This window comes from Nonomuraea rosea (assembly GCF_039539705.1).
GTDB classification, from domain to species: Bacteria; Actinomycetota; Actinomycetes; order Streptosporangiales; family Streptosporangiaceae; genus Nonomuraea; species Nonomuraea rosea.
Window position 1 is genome coordinate 238,421 of sequence record NZ_BAABDQ010000012.1, and the last position, 22,021, is coordinate 260,441.

Consider the following 22,021-nt stretch of genomic DNA (forward strand, 5'->3'; position numbering starts at 1 on the left):
GCGTGTGCTCAACCAGGTCTGAAGCGTCGCGGTGGGCTCAGGGGAGGGGGTGCGGCCGGCCGGCCAGGAAGAGTGCTCGGAGGTGGCGCAGCGCGGACGGGTCCTCGACGGGGTCCCCCTCGACCAGCAGCAGATCGGCGTCGTGGCCGGGCCGGATCCGGCCCTTGCGGGTGGCCAGGCCGCACGCCTCGGCGGCGACCGACGTGGCGGCGGCGAGCGCGGTGGCCGCGGGCAGGCCCGCTTGCACGTACTCGGCGATGGTCCTGGGCAGGATGCCGTGCGGTTTCGCGGGGCCTATCCCCGAGTCGGCGCCCGCCACCAGCCGTACGCCGCCCTCGTACAGCCGCCGGACGCCCTGTTCGAGCGCCTCCACGGTGACGCCCGCACGCGCCGCCATCTCCTGAACGGCCGGCGGCACGAACACACCGGGGTCGTGCCCCAGCGTGGCGCAGACGAAGATCCCGCTGCCGGACAGCGCGGCCAGCAGCTCGTCGCTGATCCGCACGCCATCGGGGGTCAGGCAGGTGCAGTGCTCGATGCCGTCCACTCCGGCCCGGATCGCCTGCTCGACCGCGGTCAGCGCGTGGGCGTGGGCGGTGACGGGCAGGCCGAGCGCCCGCGACTCCGCGACGACGGCGGCGAGCTCGGCATCGGTGAGCTGGGGATTCATCGTGTCGGTGCCGGGCGTCAGCACCCCGCCGCTGGCCATCACCTTCACGACGTCGGCCCCCGACTCGGCCAGCCGCCGCACCGCCTCGCGCATCTCGCGCTCGCCGCGCGCCTCGCCGCCGAGGTACCAGCAATGCCCGCGGACGCTGGTGACGGGCGGCCCGGACGCCACGACGGCGGGCAGGTCCGCGGCGTGCTTGGCGCCGTTCCGCCAGGCCGGCACGGCGCCGCGCCGATCGCCCAGGTCCCGTACGGCGGTCACGCCCGCGGCGAGCTGGGCGCGCAGCGAGCCCTCGATCACGCCGGTCAGCGCGTCGTCGTCAGGAGCGTCGTCCTCGCCGGGAGCCAGCCGGTCGAGAGCCCTCGGGCCGCTGTCGGCGCACAGGTGCACATGGGCGTCGATCAGGCCGGGAAGCAGCGTGCAGCCGGGAAAATCCCGCACCGGCACGTCGCCGGGCAACGCCGCGTCATGAGCCTCCACGCCGGCGATCCGGCCGTCGTCCACCAGCACCGTGCGGCCACCGATCAGCCGCTCACCGTCGAAGACGCGCGGCACGCGAATTGCCAGCATGGTCGACCACCTTTCCCATCAGCCGTCCTAGAGAAGGACTCGCCCGCGCGGGAATGAGTTCCCCGGATCCGCTCGTTTCGCCGCATCTCGAAGCGATCTCACGGCGGCTGGCAGCGACGCCCTGCAGACGTCACTGGCGATCATGATCCGCCGGCGGTCCGCGCGATCCACTGTCACCCCCGGGTCGGTCGCGGGCCGGTCCGCTCGCCCTGGGCGCGGATGACCTCGATCAGTGCGATGAGCCGCGCGCGCAGCGGCTCACCGACCGGCAGGTACGTCATGGCGCCGGGTCAGCCGGTGATGAAGGAGCGCAGCAGGGAGAAGAACCGCTCGCCCTCGGTGTCGGGGATGAAGTGGCCGGAGCGTTCGAACACCTCCAGGCGCGCCCCCGGCAGCCCCTCCACGATCTCCCGTGCCGTGGACAGCGGCGTGATGGGGTCGCGGGCCCCCGCCACGACGAGCGCCGGGCACCGGATCGACGCCAGGCGCGCCGTCAGGTCGAACCGGGCGGTGGACATGAAGCTCATGGTGAGCCCGAGGTTCGGGATCATGCGGGCCATGGCCTGGATGTCGGATTCCGCGGGGAAGCCCGGGTCGGGGCTGTAGGCGGGGGCGCAGTGCTGCCCGAAGGCGGCGAACGTCTCCGGGGTTCCCTCGGTGAGGAACGCCTTGGCGGCCGTGGCGGCCTCCTCGCCCGCCTCGGCGCGGAAGCCTTCGACGATCCGGTCCAGCTCCCAGCGGGCGACGGTGCTCTGCAGAATCAGCTTGGCCGGGTGATCGGGGTGGCGGGAGGCGTAGCTCATGGCCACGGCCCCGCCCCAGGACCAGCCCAGGACGATCGGCTTGACGATGCCGAGCGTGTCGCACAGGGCGCGCACGTCGTCGCCCCACTGGTCGAGGTTCCAGGTGGCGGGGTCGGAGTCCTGGCTGCGGCCGTTGCCGCGCTGGTCGACGTAGACGATCTGGGCCAGGTCGGCCAGCCGGCCGTAGGCGGGCTTGAAGATCGAATGGTCGTGGCCGGGGCCGCCGTGCAGCAGCAGGAGGGTCGGTTTCTCGCGCATCGTGTAGCCGTCCGGCTCCAGGGCCGCGCCTTCGACGTCCACGTACAGGGATGTGCCGTTCACCTGGACACGCATGGGGATCCTCCGGTCAATCGGGCGCTTGGCCAACTTTCTTGATCAGTGTGGCCACGCCCGGTGGAGGACACCATGAAGGTCACCCCCGGACGGTGGTAGGGACAGCCTCACCGCTGGTCAGGTGCTCGCCGAAGAAGCCGGCGAGCCTGGCGACCGCCGGGGTGACGTACTGGTCCTTGTCGTACAGGCCGATGTGGGTGGCGCCGTCGATGACGAACAGCTCCTTCGGCTCCGCCGCCTGCTCGATCGCCTCGCGACTGAAGTAGGCGGTCTCCGCCTCGGAGCCGACGATCATCAGCAGGGGCCGGGGGGAGATGAGGTGGATCATCGCGTACGAGGCGTACTGCGCGATCTGGTCGATGCTGCGCAGCACCCATCCGTTGTTCGCGCGGGGGTGCAGGCCGCGCGGCGTGCAGTAATACTCCCAGGTCTCCCGGAACTGGGTGGAAGCGGTCTCCAGCAGGTCTTCCGCATTGTCGGGAATCCACGGCTCCATCCGCGGGGCCGCGCCCCGTGCCTCCGCGGTGCGCAGGGCGCCGGCCTGGTCGAGCATGGCCGTGAGCACCTCCGGGCTCTGCGTGCGGCCGAGCCCGTCGCGGAACACCCCGCCCATGTCCACGGCGCTGACGGTGGCCACGGCCTTGATGCGGTGGTCGGTCTGCGCGGCATAGGGGACGTAGCCGCCGGAGGCGCAGATGCCCAGAGCGCCGATGCGGGCCGGGTCGATGTCGTCGCGGGTGGTCAGGTGGCTCACGGCGGACTTGACGTCCTCGGCGCGCTGAAAAGGGTTCTCCAGGCCCCGCGGCTCGCCTTCGCTCTCGCCCTGGTGGGCGGCGTCGAAGACGAGCGCGGCGAAACCGGCGCGGGACAGGCGCTCGGCGTACACGCTCGCGGTCTGCTCCTTCACCCCACCCCCCGGGTGGGAGACGACGATCGCCGGCAGCGGGCCGCCGGTGTGGTCGTCAGGGGTGAACAGGGTCCCGGCGAGGGCGAGGTTGTTGCTGGTGAAGCTGGTGTTCGTCTTCATGTCCTCGGTTCTTCTCGGCGCAGGTACGGAATTTCGGCGATCGGCACCGAGACTCACACACGCCACCGGGCCGGAAAAGGGGCGACTCGTGTCCTGGGACACGTTCGGCCCCCCTTCGCTGGGAGAATCGGGTTATGAGCAGGAACGCGCTCCCCAGCGAGCTGGGCGACTTCCTCAAGGCGCGGCGGAGGGAGCTGAGCCCCGCCGCGGCCGGGCAGCCCGGCACCGGCAGGCGCCGCGTCAAGGGCCTGCGCCGGGAGGAAGTGGCCATGCTGGCCTCGATCAGCACCGACTACTACACCCGCCTGGAGCAGGGGCGCCGGCAGGCCTCCGAACCCGTGCTGGACGCCATCGCCCGCGTCCTGCAGCTCAGCGACGACGAACGCGTCTACTTGTTCGAGCTGTCCGGCAAGGACGCCGCCCGGCCGCGCGGGCGGGCGGGACAGCGAGTCCTGCCCCAGTTGCGGAGGTTGCTGGACGACCTCGCCACCACCCCGGCCGTGGTCCTGGGCCGGCGCACGGACATTCTCGCGTGGAACCCCATGGCCGCCGCTCTGTTCACCGACTTCGCGGGAATCCCGGAGGAGCAGCGGAATTTCGTCCGGCTGGTCTTCACCGACCCGGCCTTCAGAACGCTGTATCCGGACTGGGACCACGTGGCCAGGTCCTGCGTGGCGCAACTCCGTATGGAGGCCGCCCGGGACGCCCAAGATCCACGGCTGACCGAGCTGGTGGCCGAGCTGTCGGCGCGGGACCAGGACTTCCGGCAGTGGTGGGGCGCCCACCACGTCGCGATCCGGGGCACGGGCGACAAGTCACTACGCCATCCGATCGCCGGCGATCTCACCCTCGACTGGTCCAACCTCACCTGCACCGCCGACCCCGACCAGCAGCTGGTCATCTTGACCGCCGAGCCCGGCACACCCTCCCATGACGGCTTGCGCGTCCTCGCCGCCCGGGTCTCCGCGTCGTAGGCCGGCGCGGGGCTCACGACCGTAGCGCGGACGCCTCAGGGGTGCGGAGCCTGGCCATGATGCGGTCGAGGGCGGCCAGGTCGCCAGGGTCCAGGGCGAGCAGGGAGCGCGGCGGTCGGGCCAGGATGCGCTCACCTTCCTCCGCGACGGCCGTCCCCGCCGGGGTGAGGGCGACGATCTTGCTACGGCGGTCGTCGGGGGAGACGCTGCGGGTCACGTAGCCGCGCTGCTCCAGGTCGTCCACCATCAGCGTGGTGTACGGCTTGTCGGTGGACAGCTCGGCGGTCAGCTCCCGCATGGTCATCGGCCCGGCGAGCAGGCGGCGCAACGCCTTGACCCGGAAGAAGCTCATGCCGAGCGTCTCGGCCACCTCCTTGCGGCGGTCCTCCTGCCGCAGGACGAGGTCGTACATGGCGGCCCAGACGCGGGCCACCGCCTCCTGGTCGGGGGTGTCGCTCATGGGGCGTACGCCATTCTGTCGGGAGCGTGGGCGAGCCGTTCGGCGGTGCGGGCGGCGCTGCGGCGGGCCCTGCCGGTCGTGGTCAGGATACCGAGCAGGACGATCGCCAGCCCGCACGCGGCGATGATCCACCAGCCGACGTGGCTGGCCGCGGGGAACCCGGTCGCGAACGGTCCCGCCACCGCGGAGGTGACCAGCGAGCCGATGACCGCGACGCCGAGCGACTGGCCGATCTGGCGGCTGGTGGAGGCCACGGCCGCGGCCACCCCGGCCTGCGTACGCGGCATGCCGGACACGGCGGTGTTGGTGATCGGCGCGTTCAGCATGCCGAAGCCCAGCCCGAACAGCACGTACGCGGCCATGAGCCGCCAGACCGGGGTGTCCGCCGACAGCCCCGTCAAGATCAGGCCGCTGGCCGCCATGGTGGCCCCGGCCACGAGCAGCGGGACGCGAGGTCCGGCGTTCCCGACGATCCGCCCGGACAAGGGCGCGCAGAGCACGGTCAGCCCGGCCATGGGCAGCGTGTAGAGCCCGGCGTGCAGGGCGGACAGGCCCAGCACGTCCTGCAGGTAGAGGGTGTTGACGAACAGGAACCCGCCCAGCGCGGCGAAGCCGCACACGGCGATGACGGTGGCCCCCGTGAACGGCGCGCTACGGAAGAAGCGCAGGTCGATCAGGGGCTCGGCGCGGCGCAGCTCGTACGGCGCCAAGCAGGCCAGCGCCAGCGCCGCGACCGCGAAGCAGCCCAGCGTCCGCGGCGACCCCCATCCGGCCTCCGGCGCCTCGATGAAGGCGTACGTCAGGGTGGCCAGCAGCACGATGACCAGCACCTGCCCGACGGGGTCCACCCGGCGGGGGCGCGGCGCGCGCGACTCCGGCACGAACAGCGCGCACAGCACGAACGCGGCCAGCCCCACCGGGATGTTGATCCAGAAGATCGCCTGCCAGCCGACCGACCCCACCAGCGAGCCGCCGACCAGCGGGCCCAGCGCCATGCTGACGCCGACCACGCCGCCCCACACACCGATGGCCCGCGCCCGCTCGCGCGGCTCGGTGAAGGTGTTCGTGATGATCGACATGGCGACCGGGTTGAGCATGGAGCCGCCGACGGCCTGCAGCGCCCGCGCCGCGATCAGCCAGCCGAGGCTGGGCGCGAGCGAGCACATGAGCGAGCCGAGCGTGAACAGCGACAAGCCCGCCTGGAACGTGCGGCGGCGCCCGACCCGGTCCCCGGTCGAGCCGGCCAGCATGAGCAGGCTCGCCAGCACCACCGTGTAGGCGGCGATGATCCACTGCAGGCCGGAGACGGAGGCGTTCAGGTCGCGGCGGATGGCGGGCAGCGCGATGTTCACGATCGTGTTGTCCAGGCCGACGATGAACAGGCTCATGCAGCAGATGGCCAGGACGAGCATCCGCCGGCGGGGGCTGAGCACGGAAGCGGACGAAGGTGGGGCGGGCGCCCGTCTGGTTATATGCATATAACGATTATATTCGCATAACTAAAAACTGGCCAATGCCGGTCATCGCTGAGCTTTCCGGTACGACGTCGCGGGCGCCGCCTTCGATGGTGAGCAGGGCGCCCGCGAGCAGCGCCCCACCGGCGGCGCCCGTCTCCCGGATCATCCCGGTCCGTGCGAACCAGTGGTCCTTGGCGTCCGACCCTTCGGCGTCCGCTTGCAGCGCCTGGCCGCCAGCAGCGGCCAGCCCCTCCGCCCTGTTTGGTTCTCCTTTGCCGCCCGTGCCACGCGATGCACCGCCCCGTCCCGATCTGACCAGCCGTCGTGTGTAACACGGGGTTCGGCGGTCCTCAACTCCTTTGAGCGGTGCACATGTCCGGAGGCAGGGCCGGGGTTCACGGCTCCAGGCGGGTGAGGTCGAGCTGGGCCAGCCGGTCGGGGTCGGACAGGATGTCGAATGTGGCGATCCTGCCGTCGGAAATGGTGAAGTTCATGACGGAGATGAGCTGGTCATCGATGGTGTTGACCAGGCCGGCGAGGCCGTTGACGAGGGCCGGGTGGGTGGCGGCGCTGATGGCCATGCGCTGGAACGTGGCGAGCTGCCCGGCCACGGCCGCCGCGCCGCGGAGGACCTTCATGCCGCCGGTGAGCACCCCGCCGTCGGCGCGCAGCACCACGTCGGGGTCGAGGATGGACATCAGCGCGGCGAAGTCGCCGCTGCGGGCGGCGGCGAGGAACGCGTCCACCACCCGGCGCTGATCGGCCAGGTCGGGGTCGGGGTTCGGGGCCGCGCCGCGGACGCGCCGGCGCGCGCGGCTGGCGAGCTTCTTGGCTGCCACGGGGGTGCGGTCCACGATGGGCGCGATCTGCTCGAACGGCAGGCCGAACATGTCATGGAGCACGAACGCCAGCCGTTCGGCCGGGGTCAGGGACTCCAGCACCACCAGCAGCGCCAGGCCCACCGAGTCGGCCAGCAGCACTTCCTGCTCCGGATCGGCGGCATCGGCACGGCTGATCACCGGATCGGGCAGGCGCTCCTCCAGCGACTCCTCACGCCTGGACTTGCGGGCGCGGAGCATGTCCAGGCACACCCGGCCGACCACGGTGGTCAGCCAGCCACCGAGATTGTCGATGTCACCCGAGTCCGAACGCGCCAGCCGCAGCCAGGCCTCCTGGACCGCGTCCTCGGCCTCGCTCAGTGAGCCGAGCATGCGGTAGGCGACCGCGTTCAGATGGGGACGATGCCCCTGGAACTGCTCGGCCAGGAAGTCATGGGGCGTCACGGTCGTCTTCCTCTCATCTCAACCACGTCAGAGCGCTGACGCAGCAAACCGGTGAAAGGTGACCGCGAACGCAGCCGGTCACCTTCCCTCCGGACCATCCGTCATGTCGGAGACCGACACTCACTCACGAAGGGTTGCCGACGATGAGCAGGACGGATGTCCACGGAACGGTCGCGGACGGCTTCGAGCAGGTGCGCGAGACGTTCGCCGCGGTGGTGGCCGAGCAGGACGGCCAGGTGGGCGCGCAGCTGAGCGCCTACGCGCACGGCCGGCGGGTGGCCGACCTGTGGGCCGGGGACGAGGTGAGCGGCGACACGCTGACCGGCGTCTACTCCTCCACCAAGGGTGCCGCGACGCTGGTGGCGGCGCTGCTGACGCAGGAGGGGGTCCTCGATCTCGACGAGCCGGTGGCCCGGTGCTGGCCGGAGTTCGCCGCCGCCGGCAAGGACACGATCACGCTGCGGGACGTGCTGACTCACCGCTGCGGCGTCATCGGCGTCGACGGCGGGCTGTCGGCGGCCGAACTGGCCGACGACGCGGTGATCGCCCGCCGCCTGGCCGCGCAGCGCCCGTACTGGCGGCCGGGCTCGGCCTACGGTTACGGCGGGTTCGTCACGTTCGCCATGGCGGGCGAGGTGATCCGGCGGGTGACCGGGCAGTCGCTGCAGCAGGTCTACGACGAGCGCATCCGGACCCCGTACGGGCTGGATCTCTACCTGGGGTTGCCCGAGGCCGAAGAGGAACGGTTCCGGCCGATCCAATGGTGGACGGCCACGCCGGAGCAGGAGGGCGCGTTCTGGTCGAACGTTCCCGGCCCGCACAGCATCCTCGGCATCGCGTACGGGCTCAACAGCACGCCACCGCTGGACCAGGCGGCGTTCGCCAACACCCGGGCCGTCCGCGCGAACGGCCAGGCGTCGGCCGGCGGCGTGGGCAGCGCGCGCGGCCTGGCCGGCCTGTACGCGGCGGCCGTCTGGGGCCTCGACGGGCAGCCGCCGCTGCTCAAGCCGGATACCCTCGCCGAGTTCGCCCAGCCGCACTCCATCGGCGCCGATCTCGTCCGCGGCGACCAGGGCAACTACGCGCTCGGCTTCCAGGCCAAGGGCCTGCGCTACCCGTTCCTCAGCGCGAACGCGTTCGGCCACGACGGCTCGGCCGGCTCGGAGGCCTTCGCCGACCCGGTCAGGGGCATCGCCTTCGGCTACACCCGGCGCCGCTTCGGCTTCGGCTGGTCCTACCCCGAACACGACCGCCTCGCCGCCGCGCTGCACGACGCCACCACCTCCTGAGGACCTCACATGAGCACGCACACCGCCACCCGTCCTGCGAAGACCGGCCTCGCCCTGCCCCCGTCCTGGCCGTCCTGGCCGGATGGAGCCGACCGCTCCATCGGTCACCTTCGCGCCATGCGATCCGTCAGAGCAGCGATCCACCGTTCGACACCCAGAAGGGACATCCCCATCATGACCACCACCGAGTCGCGCCTGCCCAACCCCTCCGTGCTCATCCCCGAGCTCAAGGACATCGGCGGCGCCCTGTACAAGGCGACAGGCAACGGGACGATCCCGCAGACCACCATCAGCCTGCTGCAGCTGCGCGCGGGCCAGATCGTCGGCAACACGTACCTCATCGTCCTGCACACCCGCGACCTCCGTAAGGCCGGCACGGCCGAGGAGAGCATCACCGCCGTGGCCTCCTGGCGGGACGCGCCCTACTTCACCGATGCCGAACGCATCGCCCTGGAACTGGTCGAATCCGTCCTCACCCCGAACCCGTCCGGCGAGCGCGTCCCCGACGAGCTGTACGCGAGGGCGTCCGAGCAGTACGACGACAAGGCGCTCACCACGCTCGTCATGGCCATCGGCCAGGTCTGCTTCTTCCTCCCGCTGGCCCTCATCGGCAAGCCGCTGCCGGGGACGTCGCCGGCGGAGCAATGGAGGCAGTAGACACCGCTGAGCAGGGCCAGCCCCGTCCGGCCCGGTAGATCAGGCGTCAATCCGGAATCCCGACGCCCTCGCACCCTCTGTCGATCCGGCCCGTCTCGAAGTACGTCACCACATCGGCGGCGCACTCGGGCACCCGGATGGCAGAGACGTGCACGTCGTCGGCGACCGTGTAGACGGTGCCGCCGACGGCGCGCCGGGTCTGCAGCGTCCAGTCGTAGGCGGACATGAACTCATGCAGATGCCCGGACAGCACCAGCGACCCGCTGCCCCGCTTCAGCGTGGGCCGCTGCACGGGCAGTGGCCAGCCCTGGCACATGGCACCCCCCAGCCCCCAGGGCCGGCCGGTCGCCGGCTGGCGCTTGACGAGCTGCTGGTAGGCGCGCCAGGCGGTGGTGAAGCCGGGCCGGCTGCCGTCCTCGTTGCACTTGACCGCCCAGTTCATGGTCATGTTCAGCGTTTCCGGCGCGCCGGGCAGGGGCGCCCCCGTCATCTGACCGCCGCCGAGGAGCTCCTTGACGGTGGGCGGGGCGGTGGCGCCGGTCGCCGTCCGCAGTTCGGACAGGGCCTTGCCCGCGCGCGGCCAGTCGGTCGAGACGCGCTTGGCCAGGTCGGCGACGGCCGAGCCGTCGACAGGTCTGGGCAGGTCGGTGTAGGTCCTGGGGTTCTTGTCGTAGTCGCGGACCAGTTTCGCCACCTGCTCGCGCACCTGCCGGGCGGTCGCGCCGAGACCGTACGCCTCCTTGCGGCGGGCCAGCCAGGCGGCCATGCGCCCGAAGTTCCGCTCGGCCGCCTGCGCGCTGCCCTCGGTGTGCCTCATGAGATCGGTCCACGGCGGCGCGGTGCTGTCCAGGAAGGCTCGCCCGGTCCGTTCGGGGAACAGGCTGCGATACACCATGCCCAGAGAAGTGCCCCAGGACAGGCCGAGCAGGTTGAGCTCGCGCTCGCCGAGTGCGCCCCGCACCAGGTCCAGATCCTCGGCCACGTTGTCGGTGGTGAGCCGGCCGAGGAAGGCGGGATCGGAGCGTCCGCACTTCTGGTTGGCGGCGACCTGGGCGTCGTACATCTTCCTGGCCGCCCGCTTGGTCACCGCGCCCGGCTCCTGCGGGCTCCCCTGCGAGAGGGGGCAGGCGACCTTGGTGCTGTAGCCCACCCCGCGCGGGTCGAAGCCGATGATGTCGTACCGCCCGTTGAGCCGCGCCATCTCCTTGTTGAGCACGGTACGGACCGGGTCCAGGTAGCCGCTCTGGCCAGGCCCTCCCGGCAGGACCGCCAGGGCGCCGAGCCGGTGGGCCTGGTCGGTGGCGGCCAGCCGGGTCACCGCGATGTCGATCTCCCGGCCGGTGGGGTCGCGATGGTCCAGCGGGACGCTGACCGTCCCGCACTCCAGGCGCTTCATCTGGGTGCGGAAGGCCGGAAGCTGCTCCCGCGTCACGCGCAGGCTCTGGATCACCTCATCGGAGTAGGACGGGCAGGATTTCCACTGAACGGACGACATATCGGCTTTCGCGATGGCGCTCGCGCCTGGGCCGGCCTGCTCGGCGGCGCTCGCGGGGGCCGGGATGCTCAACGCCAGCATCGCGCCGGCCACGCCCATCGTTCTCTTACGTCCCACTGCTGAGACCTCGCTCTCTGATGCGTGGTCGTCATGGCCGACCACTTTTTCCTGGCGGGACTTCGAGGGTGACCGCTTCTACCGATGGGCGGCCGATCGGCGGACCATATCCGTCCCATATGCACGCGTTGCCATATTGATCTCTGCTCGAACGATGTTCATTCGACGGAGGAGATGTTCATGCGAGGACGAGTTCTCAGCGCGCTGGTCACGGCACCGTTCGCGCTCACGCTGCTTCTGACCGGCTGCGGTTCCGGCGGCGCGGGCGGAGCGGACGTGGCGTCGGCGAGCGGCGGCGCAGGGAAGCAGGCCTCGGCCGGCGCCCAGCCGAGCGCGGACTCGCAGGAGAAGGCGCTCAAGTACGCCCAATGCATGCGCGAGAACGGCATCGACATGCCGGACCCCGACTCCAGCGGCAAGATGGCGATGACGTTCGACGCGCCGGAGGACAAGGTCAAGGCCGCCCAGGCCGCCTGCAAGCAGTACGCGCCGGACGGCCAGCAACGGGTCCGCAACGACCCCAAGATGGCCGAGAACCTGCGCAAGCTGGCCCAGTGCATGCGCGACAACGGCGTCGAGAGCTACCCCGACCCCGAGGGCGGCATGATGCGCATCACCAAGGAGGCCGGCGAGGACCCCGACTTCAAGGCCGCGGAGGAGAAGTGCCAGAAGCAGTCCGCTGAGGCCGCCCCGGAAGGTTCTTGATGGGGCAGGTGAAAGACCGGGTGACCACCGACGGCACAGCGGAGCCGAAGGCCACGCCGCCCCGGCAGCGCCGCCACCGCGGCAAGCTGGTGGCCGGGCTCCTGATCGTGGCGGCGGCAGCGGGCGGCGGGTTCCTCGCGGTGAACGGCGCGGGCCTGCTCGAAGGCGGCGCGGGCCCGGCCGCGCCGGCCGGCGCCCTGCCTCAGGTCACCACGACGGTGACCAAGCAGACCCTGAACGACACCAGGGACGCCGACGGCGAGCTCGGTTACGGCCCGGTGACCACGGCCGTGAGCCGGCAGCCCGGCACGGTCACCTGGCTGCCCGGCAGCGGCGCGACGATCACCCGCGGCAGGTCGCTGTACCGGGTGGACAATGAGCCGGTCATGCTCATGTACGGCTCGACGCCCGCCTACCGCGACCTCAAGAACGGCGTGGAGGGCAAGGACGTCGAGAGCCTGGAACGCAACCTGCGCAAGCTCGGCTACGACGGCTTCACGGTCGACGACGAGTACACCTGGGACACGGCCGAGGCCGTCAAGGAATGGCAGGATGATCGCGGTCTGGACGAGACCGGCGTGGTCGAGCTGGGCCGCGTCGTCTTCGCCCCGGGCAGGGTCCGCGTGGAGAGCCTCGACGCCGAGAAGGGCCAGCCGGCCGCGCCCGGCCAAAAGGTCCTCACCTACACCGGCACGTCCAAGGTGGTCACGGTACAGCTCGACGCCGAAGACCAGCGGATGGCCAAGAAGGGCGCGAAGGTCGAGGTCACACTGCCGGGCGGCAAGAGCGTGAACGGCAAGGTCACCGAGGTGGCCACGGTCATCGTGCCAGGGGAGGGGCAGAGCGACCCGGAGACGCGGGTGGAGGTGCTGGTCTCGATCGGCGACAGCAAGGCGGCCAAGGGGCTGGACAAGGCGTCGGTGGACGTGACGTTCACGGCCTCCCAGCGGAAGAACGTGCTGACCGTGCCGGTCGCGGCGCTCGTGGCGCTGAAGGAGGGCGGGTACGGCCTGGAGATCATAGAAAGCAGCAAGTCCCGATATGTCGTGATTGAGACGGGCTTGTTCGCCGGAGGCCGGGTCGAGGTCTCCGGGGACGGGCTCACCGAGGGCATGACCGTCGGGATGCCGAAGTGACGTACCCCATGATCGCTCTCACGGACGTGTCGAGGACGTACCCGGGCGGGGTGGCGGCGCTCAGGTCGGTGTCGCTGCGGATCGCGCACGGCGAGCTCGTCGCCATCGTCGGCCCGTCCGGTTCGGGCAAGTCGACCATGCTGAACGTCGTCGGCACCCTGGATCGCCCGTCGTCAGGAACCATTCAGATCGACGGCTACGACGTCTCGAAGCTGTCGGACAACCAGCTCTCGGCGCTGCGGGCCACCACGATCGGGTTCGTCTTCCAGTCCTTCCACCTGGCCGGGAAGGTCCCGGCGCTGGACAACGTGTCCGACGGCCTGATCTACACGGGCCTGAGCAGGCAGGAGCGCCGCCGTCGCGCGGCGGCGGCGCTGGAGCGGGTGGGGCTCGGGCACCGGATGGACCACGAGCCGCACGAGCTGTCCGGCGGCGAACGGCAGCGCGTGGCCATCGCCAGGGCGGTGGCGGGCGACCCGCCGCTGCTCCTGGCCGACGAGCCGACCGGCGCCCTGGACTCGGTCTCGGGCAGCGGCGTGATGAACCTGCTGCACGAGCTGAACGCCGCCGGCACCACCATCGTGATCATCACCCACGACCGGGAGATCGCCGCCAGCCTGCCCCGTCAGGTGAGCATGCGCGACGGCAAGATCATCTCCGACTCCGTGGCCGGCTCCGAGTCCTGGCCCGAACCCATCGAATCCGGGGTGACGTGATGGCCGTCATCGAGCTGGAGCGGCCCAAGCTGGCTCCAGCCAGAATGCGGCCGCGGGACGTGATGCGGGTCGGCGCGGTCGGCCTGCGCACCCGGCCGCTGCGGGCGTTCCTGTCCGCGCTGGGCATCGCCATCGGCATCGCGGCCATGGTCGCCGTGGTCGGGCTCTCGTCCTCCTCGGGCGCCGAGCTCGACCGCCAGCTCTCCGCACTGGGCACGAACCTGCTCACCATCTCCGCGGGCAACACGCTCACGGGCGAGCAGGCCACGATGCCGACGGACGCCGAAGCCATGATCGAGCGGATCGGGCCGGTCGAGTCGGCCTCGTCGATCGGCAAGGTCGCCGACGCCAAGGTCTACCGCACGGAGCAGATCCCCGAGGCCCAGACGAACGGCATCAACACCTACGCCGCCCGCCTCGACCTGCCCGCCACGGTCGGTGCGACCCTGAGCAGCGGTACCTGGCTCGACGCCGCCACCGAACGCTACCCGGCCGCCGTGATCGGCGCGTCCACCGCCCAGCGGCTCGGCATCGGCTCGGTCACCGTCGACACCCAGATCGTCGTCGGCGGCATCCGCTTCTCGGTCGTCGGCATCCTGGAGCCCGTGGCGCTGGCCGCGGAGCTGGACAGCGGGGTCATGATCGGCTGGCCGGTGGCGGAGCAGCGACTCGGCTTCGACGGGCACCCGACCACGCTCTACACCCGCGCGGAGGAGGCCAAGCTGGAGTCCGTACGCCAGGTCCTGGCCGGCACCGCCAACCCGGAGGCGCCGAACGAGGTCGACGTCGCCCGCCCGTCCGACGCCCTGGCCGCCAAGCAGGCCACCAGCCAGGCCTTCGCCAACCTGCTCCTCGGCGTAGGCGCGGTCGCGCTGCTCGTGGGCGGGGTCGGCGTGGCCAACACGATGGTCATCTCGGTGCTGGAACGCCGCGCGGAGATCGGCCTGCGCCGCTCACTCGGGGCGACGAGGGGACAGATCAGAACCCAGTTCCTGGCCGAATCCCTGCTCCTGTCCGCCCTGGGCGGCACCGGCGGCATCCTGCTGGGGACGGGAGTGACGACGGGCTACGCGCTGTACAGCGGCTGGCCCTCGGTCGTCCCGGCCTGGGCCACGATGGGCGGCCTGGCCGCGACGCTGCTCATCGGCGCCCTCGCCGGCCTCTACCCGGCCATCCGCGCCTCCCGCCTGTCGCCGACAGAGGCCCTGTCCACGCCCTGATTGGCCCAGCCAGGTGATCCGCCCTGCGCTTTCCGGACAGCTGGGCTTGAGTTCTTCACGGCGTCGCACGGTCGCCGATGCGGGCCGATGCCGCCATTCGTCATTTGGGCGGCATTCGAGCGGCCCGGTCTGCCAGGCGAAACGACACAACTCCAGCGGGCTGACAGCGATCTGCCGCATGACCATAGAATCCTGATCGTTCGGCGCGGAGGACGCCGACAAGGCGGAGAAACGAGGCGGGATGAGGCCACATGCCGAGGCGATGCGTGACATCGAGCGGCAGCGCCTGCGTTCCCTGGTCACGGGAGACATGGAAACCGCAGACGTCCTGCACGCGGACGACTATCAGCTGATCACTCCGCGCGGCATTGCTCTGTCGAAGGCGGAGTACCTGGGCGAAATCGCTTCGGGACAACTTGGCTACCAGGTGTTCGAGGCTGTCTCGGACATCGTCGTACGCAGCAGCGACCAGATGGCCATCCTGCGGTACCGGGCGCGGATCGACGTCTCCGCGAATCACGGAGACCTGCTGTCCTTCACCTGCTGGCACACCGATTGCTACGAGCTGCGCGAGGGACGCTGGCAGGCCGTGTGGTCTCAGGCAACCACAGCGAGCTGATCTCTTCAGGCCCCTCGAGCGAAGGCTATGACTGCGAAGTTCGTGGTTGTTCTGGCCCAGCGTTGCCCGCGCAGGCTCTAGGGAGCCGGACTCCGTGCGCTTGAAGCCGGAAGAGGATCAGTTTTTGGAGCTCGCGTTCTTGGGCGGCGGCTTCGTGACGCCCAGTGCGATCGGCGGCTGCGGCCCAGCATTCGAGGACGTCGATCGTGAAAAGCCATTGAGCGGTCGTGAGCTTGGGTTTCACGATCTCGTCCGGCGGCGGCCACGAACCGGACCCGGGAACGCCGGGCGTCCAATTCGCGATCTGATCCCAACCGGCTCGTCGGATACTGCGCGCAAGATCGGCCCGGCGACGATTGCCGTTCACCGTTTCGACGCTGGCGTCATTGTCCATGGACGCGTCGATGAGCCCCCACTGGCGGAGAGGCATCGCGATGATCAGGCCGACACTCATGTCGGCATGGTGCCGAGATCACGAAAGATGGTCAAGGCGCTCAGTAGGCCACGGGTATGGCGGCGCCAAGGGCAGGGTGGCACAGGTGCTGTGGGGGAACCATGACTTTGGTGGTCCGACCGGCAAGTTCCAGGGCCGCCGGGATGGAGTTCTCGATGCGGTCATCGGAAGCCGGATCAATGCCGAGCTCACGAAGGTGTTGATTGAGCCGGTCAGGTCCGCGCCGTGCCTTCTTCTGGGAAAGGCCGGGTCGATGTCGGTGAGGTATTCGCCGTCGGCGATGTAGGCAAGGCGGTGCCGGGCGGCGTAGGCATGTCGCATCACCGCCATTGTCTGTCCGTGATGAGCCGCATGTCCTCGTCCGCGCCCCGACGAAGCACCACATACTCGTCGAGTCCGCGGACGAAGTAGATGTCGCCGTGTCCGCTCTGGTCCGGCCGCCGAACCGCTCACTCACGGTGGCAGATCGCATACAGTCGGGCGCGCGTTGTTTTGCGGCGGTTCCCCTTGGGTCGATACCGTGTCGGCCCATGGATCCCAAGGAACGCATGCGCGACATCATGAGCTCGATGGCGCAGGGCCGGGTAGGACCGCTTTTCGACGCAATGGCCGAGGACGTCACCTGGCGCTGGATGGGGGTCAACCAGTGGTCCCGGACAATTGAGGGCAAACAGCTGGTGGTGGACACCCTGTTCGGAGGAGCAAGGGAAACGCTCAGCCCGTCGTCGAGCAGTGAGACGCACTATATCCACGGCGACGGTGACTTCGTGGTGGTGGAACACTCGGGATATAACGCGTTGGCCGACGGTCGCAGGTATGACAACAACTACTGCTGGGTCTTCCGATTCCAGGACGGGCTCGTCCAGGAGGTCCGTGAGTACATGGACACCCAGTTGGTCACGGAGACATTCGGGCCTGACGAAAGCTCGTGACAGGAGCTCGACCGGTCACGTCCCGCTTGTAAGTTCCGGCGGCAAAGGGCCGGGATCTCCGGAGCCATGTGGCCGGAACTTACCGTCCTGGCAGCCGTCCGTGCCCGCCACATCCTCGTGATGCCCAAGCCCGACGGGCTCGCGGGCTCGCCCATGGTGGGTGCACGTATGATCCCCAGTCCGAGATGATCTTCGCCATGCCGGCCATGTCCGCCGAATTCGAAGCCGGCCTGCCATCACTACCCTGCCGAGAACTGAGCAGGGTCGGGCGGTCCCGACTTCTCACTCCCGTCTCCAGGGATCACCACCAGTGGTAGAGCAGGTTCGCGCCCAGTGCAGCCACCGCGGTGGCGAAGAACAAGGCCCAGTTTCCAAGCTTGCGGGACCCCACTCGCAGGTGCGCAAGGAGCGCGCCGGCGAAGTACAGCACGAGGCTGTAGGCAGCCAGAGTCCCCAGCATGGGGATGGCGAATCCGCCCAGCAATCCCAATGAGCCCAACGCCAGCATCGCGCCCAGGACGGGTCCCCACGATCGCGGCAGGCGCTTCATGTCCAGCTGGGCCTTCGGAAATTCGTGACCGATCAGATAGATGACGGCCGCGCTACCGAACAGCAGCGAGGCGAAGATGATGATCGTCGCGTACGCGGCGAACATGAGCCCTCCATGATGGTCGTTACTTCGGCCTTGCGGCCTGTCTGACTAGTTCGACGAAACAGCTGCCGGACATGTGAGGCGATGCCGGCCACGGCTGGTGACTTGCCTACGTTACTTACTGCTCACATGCAGCTGACCAGGCGGTTCGCTGGAGAACCCTGGATAACGATCGCCCTCGCCCACCTGACGAAGGCGTTCTCGCCTCGGGCCGGGCGACGGTGTCCCGCGTCAGGTGGTGGCCGATCTGCGCGTGCGGCCGATGTTCAGCAAGAAGGGCCGGCCGCACGGCCACGGCAAGATCGAACGGTTCATGGAGACCATGAACCAGATGGGTCTGGCCCACCTGCCCGGCTACGCCCCCAAGGGCAGCAAGGACCGCGCCGCCCAAGCCAAGCTGACCCTCGACGCCGCGATCGGCCGGTTCATCCGCGAGGTCTGGAGGTGCATTGTCCATCCGTTGAACTGGCTAGAGCACCTTGGACAAGAAGGCCTGAGTCCGTTCGTGCTGAGGGCGGTCGAGCAATTCTTTGGGTGGGCCGCTCTCGACGACGACGCCGTCGTCCATGAATACCACTTGGTCACAGACCTGCTTGGCGAAGCCCAGCTCGTGGGTGACTACGACCATGGTCATACCGGCCTCGGCGAGGTCGCGCATTACGTCGAGGACCTCCCCCACCAGCTCGGGGTCCAGAGCCGAGGTGGGCTCGTCGAACAGCATGAGATTCGGCTTCATGGCCAGTGCCCGGGCGATGGCAATCCGTTGCTGCTGGCCACCGGAAAGTTCTTGGGGGTACGCGTCGCCGCGGTGCCCGAGCCCCACCCTGTCCAAAAGCGTCTGAGCCTCGGCGGTGATCTCCTGGCGGGGACGACGCTGCACCTGAATCGGCGCCTCTACGACGTTCGCGAGCACAGTCATGTGCGGGAACAGGTTGAAGCGCTGGAAGACCATGCCGACGCTGAGTCTCGACTTCGCGGTCTCGCGCTCCTTCTTCTCGTAGAGCTTCCCGTTGCGCTCGGTGTAGCCAACGAGCTGCCCGTCGACGTAGAGCCGCCCGGCATCGACCTTCTCCAGGTGATTGATGCATCGCAGGAAGGTCGTCTTGCCCGAACCCGACGGCCCGATCAGACAGGTAACCGAACCTTTGGCCACTTCGAGGTTGATGCCCTTGAGGATCTCCGTGGAGCCTAGGTTCTTTCGAACGTTCTGGGCTGCCACCATCGCGGTGCTCATGATGCCGTCCTCGTCTTGTGGCGGACCCGCCGTGGTGGCGTGTCGAATCCGCGGCCGTAGCGGCGCTCGATCTTGTTCTGGAAGAAGGACAAGATCGTCGTCAAGAGCAGGTACCAGAGACTGGCGACGATGAGCAGCGGGATCGTCTGATAGTTCGCCGCGTAGATGATCTGCGCGGAGTAGAGCAGGTCGGAGATTGCGAGCACGCTGACCAGCGAGGTGCCCTTGAGCATCGAGATGACTTGATTGCCCGTCGGGGGTAGCACGACCCGCATCGCCTGGGGTAGCACGATGCGCCGCATCAATTTGCCGTTGCTCATCCCCAGAGCTCGTGCGGCTTCGGTCTGACCGCGGTCGACCGATCCGATTCCACCTCGGATGATCTCCGCCATGTACGCAGCCTCGTTGAGTGAGAGGCCTAGGAGGGCCGCCCCGAGCGGGCTGATGAGCTGGTTGGCTGAGGCGATCTCGATCGAAGGCCCCCCGAAGGGGACTCCCATGCTGATGGTGGGGTACAGCGCGGCGATGTTGTACCAGAAGATCAGTTGCACCAACAGCGGTGTACCACGGAAGAACCAGATGTAGCCGCGACTCAGCGTGCTGACGATGGGGTTGGCTGAGCGACGCAGAATCGCCAGGACCGTGCCCAGGAGGATGCCGGCTGTCATGGAGATCAAGGTCAGCAGGAGCGTAAGGCCGACTCCGGCCAGAATCTGATCGTTGAACAGGTAGGAGCGAACGACCCCCCATCGGTAGTTCTCGTTGGTCGCCACGCTGAAGGCGACAGCTGCTGCCACGACAAGCAGCACGATTGCTGCGGCCAGCCGGACGTTGTGCTTGAGCGGCACCACCGTGGTCGCCTCGTCCGTGGCACCACGAACTGCCGCATCGGGAGTGACCGTTCCTGGGGACCTGGGCTGTTCCTGCATGTCAGGCATCACTACTGAGCAAAGTTGACGCGAGCGTCGGTGATTGCTGCGCTTTCGATGCCGTACGTGCTGAGCACCTTTGCGTATCCCTCGCTCTTGATCGCGGCGGCCACGGCAGGACCGACTGCATCGATCAGGCCCGAGGACTTCGGCACGCCCACACCGACGGGGTCCACGCCATAGTTGGCGACCACCTCGATCTGCGGGTTCTGCGTCGCCGCATAGCCCATGATCGGCGAGTCGGCCAGCACCGCATCGAGTCGTCCGCTCGTGAGGGCAGAGATGGCCTGACGAGTGTCCTGGTACTGGTACGTGGCGATGTCCTTCTCGCCTTTGCCGGTGCACTCCTTGTTGTACTCGGGAACGTGGGTCGTCAGCTGGTAGGAAGCGGTAAGGAAACCGACCCGCTTCCCGCACAAGCCGTGCTCGTCCTTGACGCCGACCGGATTGCCCTTCGCGACAGCGATGGAGTTGCCGATGGAGAGGTAGTCGACGAAGTTGAGGACCTTCATCCGCTCAGCGGTGGGGGTCATCGACGAGACCGTCATGTCGTATCGGCCGGCCGCGAGCCCCGGAATGATGGAGTCGAAGTTGGCCACCTCGATCTGTACCTCCACGCCCAGCGCGTCACCGATGAGGCGAGCGATGTCGGGGTTGATCCCCGTCATCTCTTTCGTACCCTCCTTGTAGTACTGCGTGGGAGGCTCGTTGGTGGGGATGGCGACCCGAAGGACCTTGCTGGACTTGATCGAGTCGGGCAGCAGTCCCGCAGCCTTCGAGTCGACAGCCATGGCCGGCGCCGACGCCGGCACCGGCGCATTGTCGCCGGTACCTGAACCGCAGGCTGCGAGCAAGGCGAGGAGGGGCGGCACGACGGCCGTGGCCACGACGGCCCGGAGGCGACTAGGGCGCTTGATGGTGAAGAGGTTGTTCATCTGGGACTTCCATTGTGCTTGGCGCCGCATGGCGGACCTAAGTGGGTGCTTGGGGGGCGTGCCTGGGGGCCGAGTGCGTCGCTACGGTGTCGCAGCAGGTCCCTGCCTCGGGCCCGCAGTTCCTTGATGCTTGTGACGCCGAGGAGCATCATCGTTCTGGTGATTTCGGCGCGAAACAGGTTGAGGACGTGCTCCACGCCGGGCCGCCCGGCGGCCGCCACGCCGTAGAGGTAGGGCCGGCCGATGGCGCAGGCATCAGCCCCGAGCGCGAGGGCCTTCACCACATCGGTGCCGCGACGAATGCCACCGTCGACGATGATTTCCACGCGGCCTGCGGCCTTGTCGACGATCTCGGGCAAGACGTCCAGCGGTGCGGCCATGTGGTCGAGCTGGCGGCCGCCATGGTTGCTCACCTGGACGGCGTCGATGCCGATTCCAGCGGCGACCAGGGCGTCATCGGCGCTGACACAGCCCTTGACGATGATGGGACCGCGCCACCGCTCGCGCAGGTCCTCGATGTCCCTCCAGTCGGTCGGCTCGTAACTGCCGGCGAGGAGTGAGCGCCACATGTCCGGCGTGCTCGTGAGCGGGCCGGTCGAGACCTCGCCGCTCAGATTGGGGAAGGCGATCGCGTCATTGGCCAAGAAGCGCAGGGCCCATCGAGGGTGCAGCGCCCCTTCGAGGACGATCTTGCCTCGGATCGACGGCGGAGCCGTGAATCCATTGTGGTAGTCGCGCTCGCGGTGCCCGATCGCCCGGCAGTCCACGTTGATGATCAGACCTTCGTAGCCGGCGCTCGCTGCCCGGTCGACGAGCGCCTGGAGCAGGCCCTTGTCGGTCGTGAGGGAGAAGTTGAAGAACCGGCGCAACGAGGGCGCAGCAGCGCTGACGGCCTCCATGGGTGTATTGCTCAGGCCCGCGAGTCCGAAGGGCAGGCCTGCCTTTTGTGCTGCCAGGGCCACTGCGATCTCGCCTTCGGGGTGAAACAGGCGAGTACCACCGGTGGGTGTGAGGTACAGGGGCATGGAAGCCGGTCCGCCGAGCAACGAACTGCTGACGTCGAGGTTCGCGACAGAGCCCCACCTCGGGACGAACGACCAGTCGGAGTAGGCCTCCTGGTTGCGCCGCAGCGAGGCCTCGTCCTCTCCTCCACCTTCCATGTAGTCGAAGATGCTCTTGGGGAGCCGGCGGGCCGCCATGCGGCGGACGTCTTCGACACTGAAGCAGCTCCTCTTGAGCCGCTCGGAGACGGACCTGGCGGGGGCCTGTACCGAGGCCAGGGTCCGCAAGTCCTTGAACTTCACGTGGTACCTCTCTGGCGAGTGTGGGATTGGCACGCCCCAACAATGACTTT

Annotated in this window: 23 protein-coding genes; 9 read left to right on the forward strand and 14 right to left on the reverse strand. The window is 69.0% G+C overall.

Annotated elements, in window-relative coordinates; all coding sequences use genetic code 11:
• Window positions 1–37 precede the first annotated feature (37 nt).
• The 3 genes from ABEA43_RS27485 to ABEA43_RS27495 all read right to left on the reverse strand — a co-directional run bounded on the left by ABEA43_RS27485 (window position 38) and on the right by ABEA43_RS27495 (window position 3,403).
• Window positions 38–1,240 (reverse strand): amidohydrolase family protein, encoded by a 1,203-nt coding sequence (locus ABEA43_RS27485; protein ID WP_345566198.1) that lies wholly within the window; start codon window positions 1,238–1,240, stop codon window positions 38–40.
• 290 nt (window positions 1,241–1,530) lie between these two features.
• Entirely contained in the window at window positions 1,531–2,376 is an 846-nt protein-coding gene (locus tag ABEA43_RS27490; protein ID WP_345566200.1) for an alpha/beta fold hydrolase, read from the reverse strand.
• A gap of 79 nt (window positions 2,377–2,455) precedes the next feature.
• Complete coding sequence (locus tag ABEA43_RS27495) at window positions 2,456–3,403, reverse strand: alpha/beta hydrolase (protein ID WP_345566201.1); 948 nt, start codon at window positions 3,401–3,403, stop codon at window positions 2,456–2,458.
• A 134-nt stretch (window positions 3,404–3,537) separates the two neighbouring features.
• Here ABEA43_RS27495 and ABEA43_RS27500 point away from each other — a divergent pair, with 134 nt between their 5' ends.
• Window positions 3,538–4,377 (forward strand): helix-turn-helix domain-containing protein, encoded by an 840-nt coding sequence (locus ABEA43_RS27500; protein WP_345566202.1) that lies wholly within the window; start codon window positions 3,538–3,540, stop codon window positions 4,375–4,377.
• 13 nt (window positions 4,378–4,390) lie between these two features.
• On the opposite strand, the gene ABEA43_RS27505 is transcribed toward ABEA43_RS27500, so the two are convergent.
• The 4 genes from ABEA43_RS27505 to sigJ form a co-directional block, all read right to left on the reverse strand.
• A complete protein-coding gene (locus tag ABEA43_RS27505) occupies window positions 4,391–4,837 on the reverse strand; it encodes a MarR family winged helix-turn-helix transcriptional regulator (protein WP_345566204.1) in 447 nt (148 codons plus the stop codon).
• Window positions 4,834–6,315: an MFS transporter gene (locus tag ABEA43_RS27510; RefSeq protein ID WP_345566205.1), complete on the reverse strand. Its 1,482-nt coding sequence runs from the start codon at window positions 6,313–6,315 to the stop codon at window positions 4,834–4,836. The genes ABEA43_RS27505 and ABEA43_RS27510 overlap by 4 nt, the downstream gene beginning before the upstream one ends.
• A 7-nt stretch (window positions 6,316–6,322) precedes the next feature.
• Entirely contained in the window at window positions 6,323–6,460 is a 138-nt protein-coding gene (locus tag ABEA43_RS27515; RefSeq protein WP_345566207.1) for a hypothetical protein, read from the reverse strand.
• A gap of 229 nt (window positions 6,461–6,689) precedes the next feature.
• Complete coding sequence (gene sigJ, locus ABEA43_RS27520) at window positions 6,690–7,577, reverse strand: RNA polymerase sigma factor SigJ (protein ID WP_345566208.1); 888 nt, start codon at window positions 7,575–7,577, stop codon at window positions 6,690–6,692.
• A 143-nt stretch (window positions 7,578–7,720) separates the two neighbouring features.
• Here sigJ and ABEA43_RS27525 point away from each other — a divergent pair, with 143 nt between their 5' ends.
• Both ABEA43_RS27525 and ABEA43_RS27530 read left to right on the forward strand, forming a co-directional pair.
• Window positions 7,721–8,866, forward strand: coding sequence for a serine hydrolase domain-containing protein (locus ABEA43_RS27525; protein WP_345566210.1), 1,146 nt, complete (start codon window positions 7,721–7,723; stop codon window positions 8,864–8,866).
• A gap of 9 nt (window positions 8,867–8,875) precedes the next feature.
• Window positions 8,876–9,523, forward strand: a complete 648-nt coding sequence (locus ABEA43_RS27530; RefSeq protein WP_345566212.1) for a carboxymuconolactone decarboxylase family protein — start codon at window positions 8,876–8,878, stop codon at window positions 9,521–9,523.
• Between the two features lie 46 nt (window positions 9,524–9,569).
• Here ABEA43_RS27530 and ABEA43_RS27535 read toward each other — a convergent pair whose 3' ends face one another.
• The gene (locus tag ABEA43_RS27535) at window positions 9,570–11,135 is read right to left on the reverse strand and encodes an alpha/beta fold hydrolase (protein WP_345566214.1); all 1,566 of its coding nucleotides are present in this window, start codon (window positions 11,133–11,135) and stop codon (window positions 9,570–9,572) included.
• A gap of 180 nt (window positions 11,136–11,315) precedes the next feature.
• Here ABEA43_RS27535 and ABEA43_RS27540 point away from each other — a divergent pair, with 180 nt between their 5' ends.
• The 5 genes from ABEA43_RS27540 to ABEA43_RS27560 all read left to right on the forward strand — a co-directional run bounded on the left by ABEA43_RS27540 (window position 11,316) and on the right by ABEA43_RS27560 (window position 15,531).
• Window positions 11,316–11,840 carry a hypothetical protein gene (locus ABEA43_RS27540; protein ID WP_345566215.1) on the forward strand — a complete coding sequence of 175 codons (525 nt, stop codon included), beginning with the start codon at window positions 11,316–11,318 and terminating at the stop codon, window positions 11,838–11,840.
• Window positions 11,840–12,976 carry a peptidoglycan-binding protein gene (locus tag ABEA43_RS27545; RefSeq protein WP_345566217.1) on the forward strand — a complete coding sequence of 379 codons (1,137 nt, stop codon included), beginning with the start codon at window positions 11,840–11,842 and terminating at the stop codon, window positions 12,974–12,976. Before ABEA43_RS27540 ends, ABEA43_RS27545 begins: the two co-directional genes overlap by 1 nt.
• Before the next feature lie 8 nt (window positions 12,977–12,984).
• Window positions 12,985–13,692 (forward strand): ABC transporter ATP-binding protein, encoded by a 708-nt coding sequence (locus ABEA43_RS27550; RefSeq protein ID WP_345566219.1) that lies wholly within the window; start codon window positions 12,985–12,987, stop codon window positions 13,690–13,692.
• Complete coding sequence (locus ABEA43_RS27555) at window positions 13,692–14,912, forward strand: ABC transporter permease (protein WP_345566221.1); 1,221 nt, start codon at window positions 13,692–13,694, stop codon at window positions 14,910–14,912. Before ABEA43_RS27550 ends, ABEA43_RS27555 begins: the two co-directional genes overlap by 1 nt.
• 262 nt (window positions 14,913–15,174) lie before the next feature.
• On the forward strand, window positions 15,175–15,531 hold the full coding sequence (locus tag ABEA43_RS27560; protein ID WP_345566223.1) for a nuclear transport factor 2 family protein: 357 nt from the start codon (window positions 15,175–15,177) through the stop codon (window positions 15,529–15,531).
• A gap of 25 nt (window positions 15,532–15,556) precedes the next feature.
• On the opposite strand, the gene ABEA43_RS27565 is transcribed toward ABEA43_RS27560, so the two are convergent.
• Window positions 15,557–15,985, reverse strand: a complete 429-nt coding sequence (locus tag ABEA43_RS27565; RefSeq protein ID WP_345566226.1) for a hypothetical protein — start codon at window positions 15,983–15,985, stop codon at window positions 15,557–15,559.
• A gap of 530 nt (window positions 15,986–16,515) precedes the next feature.
• Between ABEA43_RS27565 and ABEA43_RS27570 the strand changes: the two genes are divergently transcribed.
• The gene (locus ABEA43_RS27570) at window positions 16,516–16,917 is read left to right on the forward strand and encodes a nuclear transport factor 2 family protein (protein ID WP_345566228.1); all 402 of its coding nucleotides are present in this window, start codon (window positions 16,516–16,518) and stop codon (window positions 16,915–16,917) included.
• A gap of 301 nt (window positions 16,918–17,218) precedes the next feature.
• On the opposite strand, the gene ABEA43_RS27575 is transcribed toward ABEA43_RS27570, so the two are convergent.
• The 5 genes from ABEA43_RS27575 to ABEA43_RS27595 all read right to left on the reverse strand — a co-directional run bounded on the left by ABEA43_RS27575 (window position 17,219) and on the right by ABEA43_RS27595 (window position 21,971).
• Window positions 17,219–17,572 carry a DoxX family protein gene (locus ABEA43_RS27575; protein ID WP_345566230.1) on the reverse strand — a complete coding sequence of 118 codons (354 nt, stop codon included), beginning with the start codon at window positions 17,570–17,572 and terminating at the stop codon, window positions 17,219–17,221.
• 466 nt (window positions 17,573–18,038) lie between these two features.
• A complete protein-coding gene (locus ABEA43_RS27580; RefSeq protein ID WP_345566232.1) occupies window positions 18,039–18,803 on the reverse strand; it encodes an amino acid ABC transporter ATP-binding protein in 765 nt (254 codons plus the stop codon).
• Window positions 18,800–19,741: an amino acid ABC transporter permease gene (locus ABEA43_RS27585; RefSeq protein ID WP_345566234.1), complete on the reverse strand. Its 942-nt coding sequence runs from the start codon at window positions 19,739–19,741 to the stop codon at window positions 18,800–18,802. Before ABEA43_RS27585 ends, ABEA43_RS27580 begins: the two co-directional genes overlap by 4 nt.
• Before the next feature lie 2 nt (window positions 19,742–19,743).
• Window positions 19,744–20,667 (reverse strand): ABC transporter substrate-binding protein, encoded by a 924-nt coding sequence (locus ABEA43_RS27590; protein WP_345566236.1) that lies wholly within the window; start codon window positions 20,665–20,667, stop codon window positions 19,744–19,746.
• A complete protein-coding gene (locus tag ABEA43_RS27595) occupies window positions 20,664–21,971 on the reverse strand; it encodes an alpha-hydroxy acid oxidase (protein ID WP_345566237.1) in 1,308 nt (435 codons plus the stop codon). Before ABEA43_RS27595 ends, ABEA43_RS27590 begins: the two co-directional genes overlap by 4 nt.
• Window positions 21,972–22,021: the final 50 nt, after the last annotated feature.

What these genes read in the sequence shown, in the direction of transcription:
- ABEA43_RS27485 (WP_345566198.1), bottom strand. Translation starts at nt 1,240, where the DNA reads ATGCTGGCAATTCGCGTGCCGCGCGTCTTCGACGGTGAGCGGCTGATC.
- ABEA43_RS27490 (WP_345566200.1), bottom strand. Translation starts at nt 2,376, where the DNA reads ATGCGTGTCCAGGTGAACGGCACATCCCTGTACGTGGACGTCGAAGGC.
- ABEA43_RS27495 (WP_345566201.1), bottom strand. Translation starts at nt 3,403, where the DNA reads ATGAAGACGAACACCAGCTTCACCAGCAACAACCTCGCCCTCGCCGGG.
- ABEA43_RS27500 (WP_345566202.1), top strand. Translation starts at nt 3,538, where the DNA reads ATGAGCAGGAACGCGCTCCCCAGCGAGCTGGGCGACTTCCTCAAGGCG.
- ABEA43_RS27505 (WP_345566204.1), bottom strand. Translation starts at nt 4,837, where the DNA reads ATGAGCGACACCCCCGACCAGGAGGCGGTGGCCCGCGTCTGGGCCGCC.
- ABEA43_RS27510 (WP_345566205.1), bottom strand. Translation starts at nt 6,315, where the DNA reads ATGCATATAACCAGACGGGCGCCCGCCCCACCTTCGTCCGCTTCCGTG.
- ABEA43_RS27515 (WP_345566207.1), bottom strand. Translation starts at nt 6,460, where the DNA reads ATGATCCGGGAGACGGGCGCCGCCGGTGGGGCGCTGCTCGCGGGCGCC.
- ABEA43_RS27525 (WP_345566210.1), top strand. Translation starts at nt 7,721, where the DNA reads ATGAGCAGGACGGATGTCCACGGAACGGTCGCGGACGGCTTCGAGCAG.
- ABEA43_RS27530 (WP_345566212.1), top strand. Translation starts at nt 8,876, where the DNA reads ATGAGCACGCACACCGCCACCCGTCCTGCGAAGACCGGCCTCGCCCTG.
- ABEA43_RS27540 (WP_345566215.1), top strand. Translation starts at nt 11,316, where the DNA reads ATGCGAGGACGAGTTCTCAGCGCGCTGGTCACGGCACCGTTCGCGCTC.
- ABEA43_RS27545 (WP_345566217.1), top strand. Translation starts at nt 11,840, where the DNA reads ATGGGGCAGGTGAAAGACCGGGTGACCACCGACGGCACAGCGGAGCCG.
- ABEA43_RS27550 (WP_345566219.1), top strand. Translation starts at nt 12,985, where the DNA reads ATGATCGCTCTCACGGACGTGTCGAGGACGTACCCGGGCGGGGTGGCG.
- ABEA43_RS27555 (WP_345566221.1), top strand. Translation starts at nt 13,692, where the DNA reads ATGGCCGTCATCGAGCTGGAGCGGCCCAAGCTGGCTCCAGCCAGAATG.
- ABEA43_RS27560 (WP_345566223.1), top strand. Translation starts at nt 15,175, where the DNA reads ATGCGTGACATCGAGCGGCAGCGCCTGCGTTCCCTGGTCACGGGAGAC.
- ABEA43_RS27565 (WP_345566226.1), bottom strand. Translation starts at nt 15,985, where the DNA reads ATGAGTGTCGGCCTGATCATCGCGATGCCTCTCCGCCAGTGGGGGCTC.
- ABEA43_RS27570 (WP_345566228.1), top strand. Translation starts at nt 16,516, where the DNA reads ATGGATCCCAAGGAACGCATGCGCGACATCATGAGCTCGATGGCGCAG.
- ABEA43_RS27575 (WP_345566230.1), bottom strand. Translation starts at nt 17,572, where the DNA reads ATGTTCGCCGCGTACGCGACGATCATCATCTTCGCCTCGCTGCTGTTC.
- ABEA43_RS27580 (WP_345566232.1), bottom strand. Translation starts at nt 18,803, where the DNA reads ATGAGCACCGCGATGGTGGCAGCCCAGAACGTTCGAAAGAACCTAGGC.
- ABEA43_RS27585 (WP_345566234.1), bottom strand. Translation starts at nt 19,741, where the DNA reads ATGCCTGACATGCAGGAACAGCCCAGGTCCCCAGGAACGGTCACTCCC.
- ABEA43_RS27590 (WP_345566236.1), bottom strand. Translation starts at nt 20,667, where the DNA reads ATGAACAACCTCTTCACCATCAAGCGCCCTAGTCGCCTCCGGGCCGTC.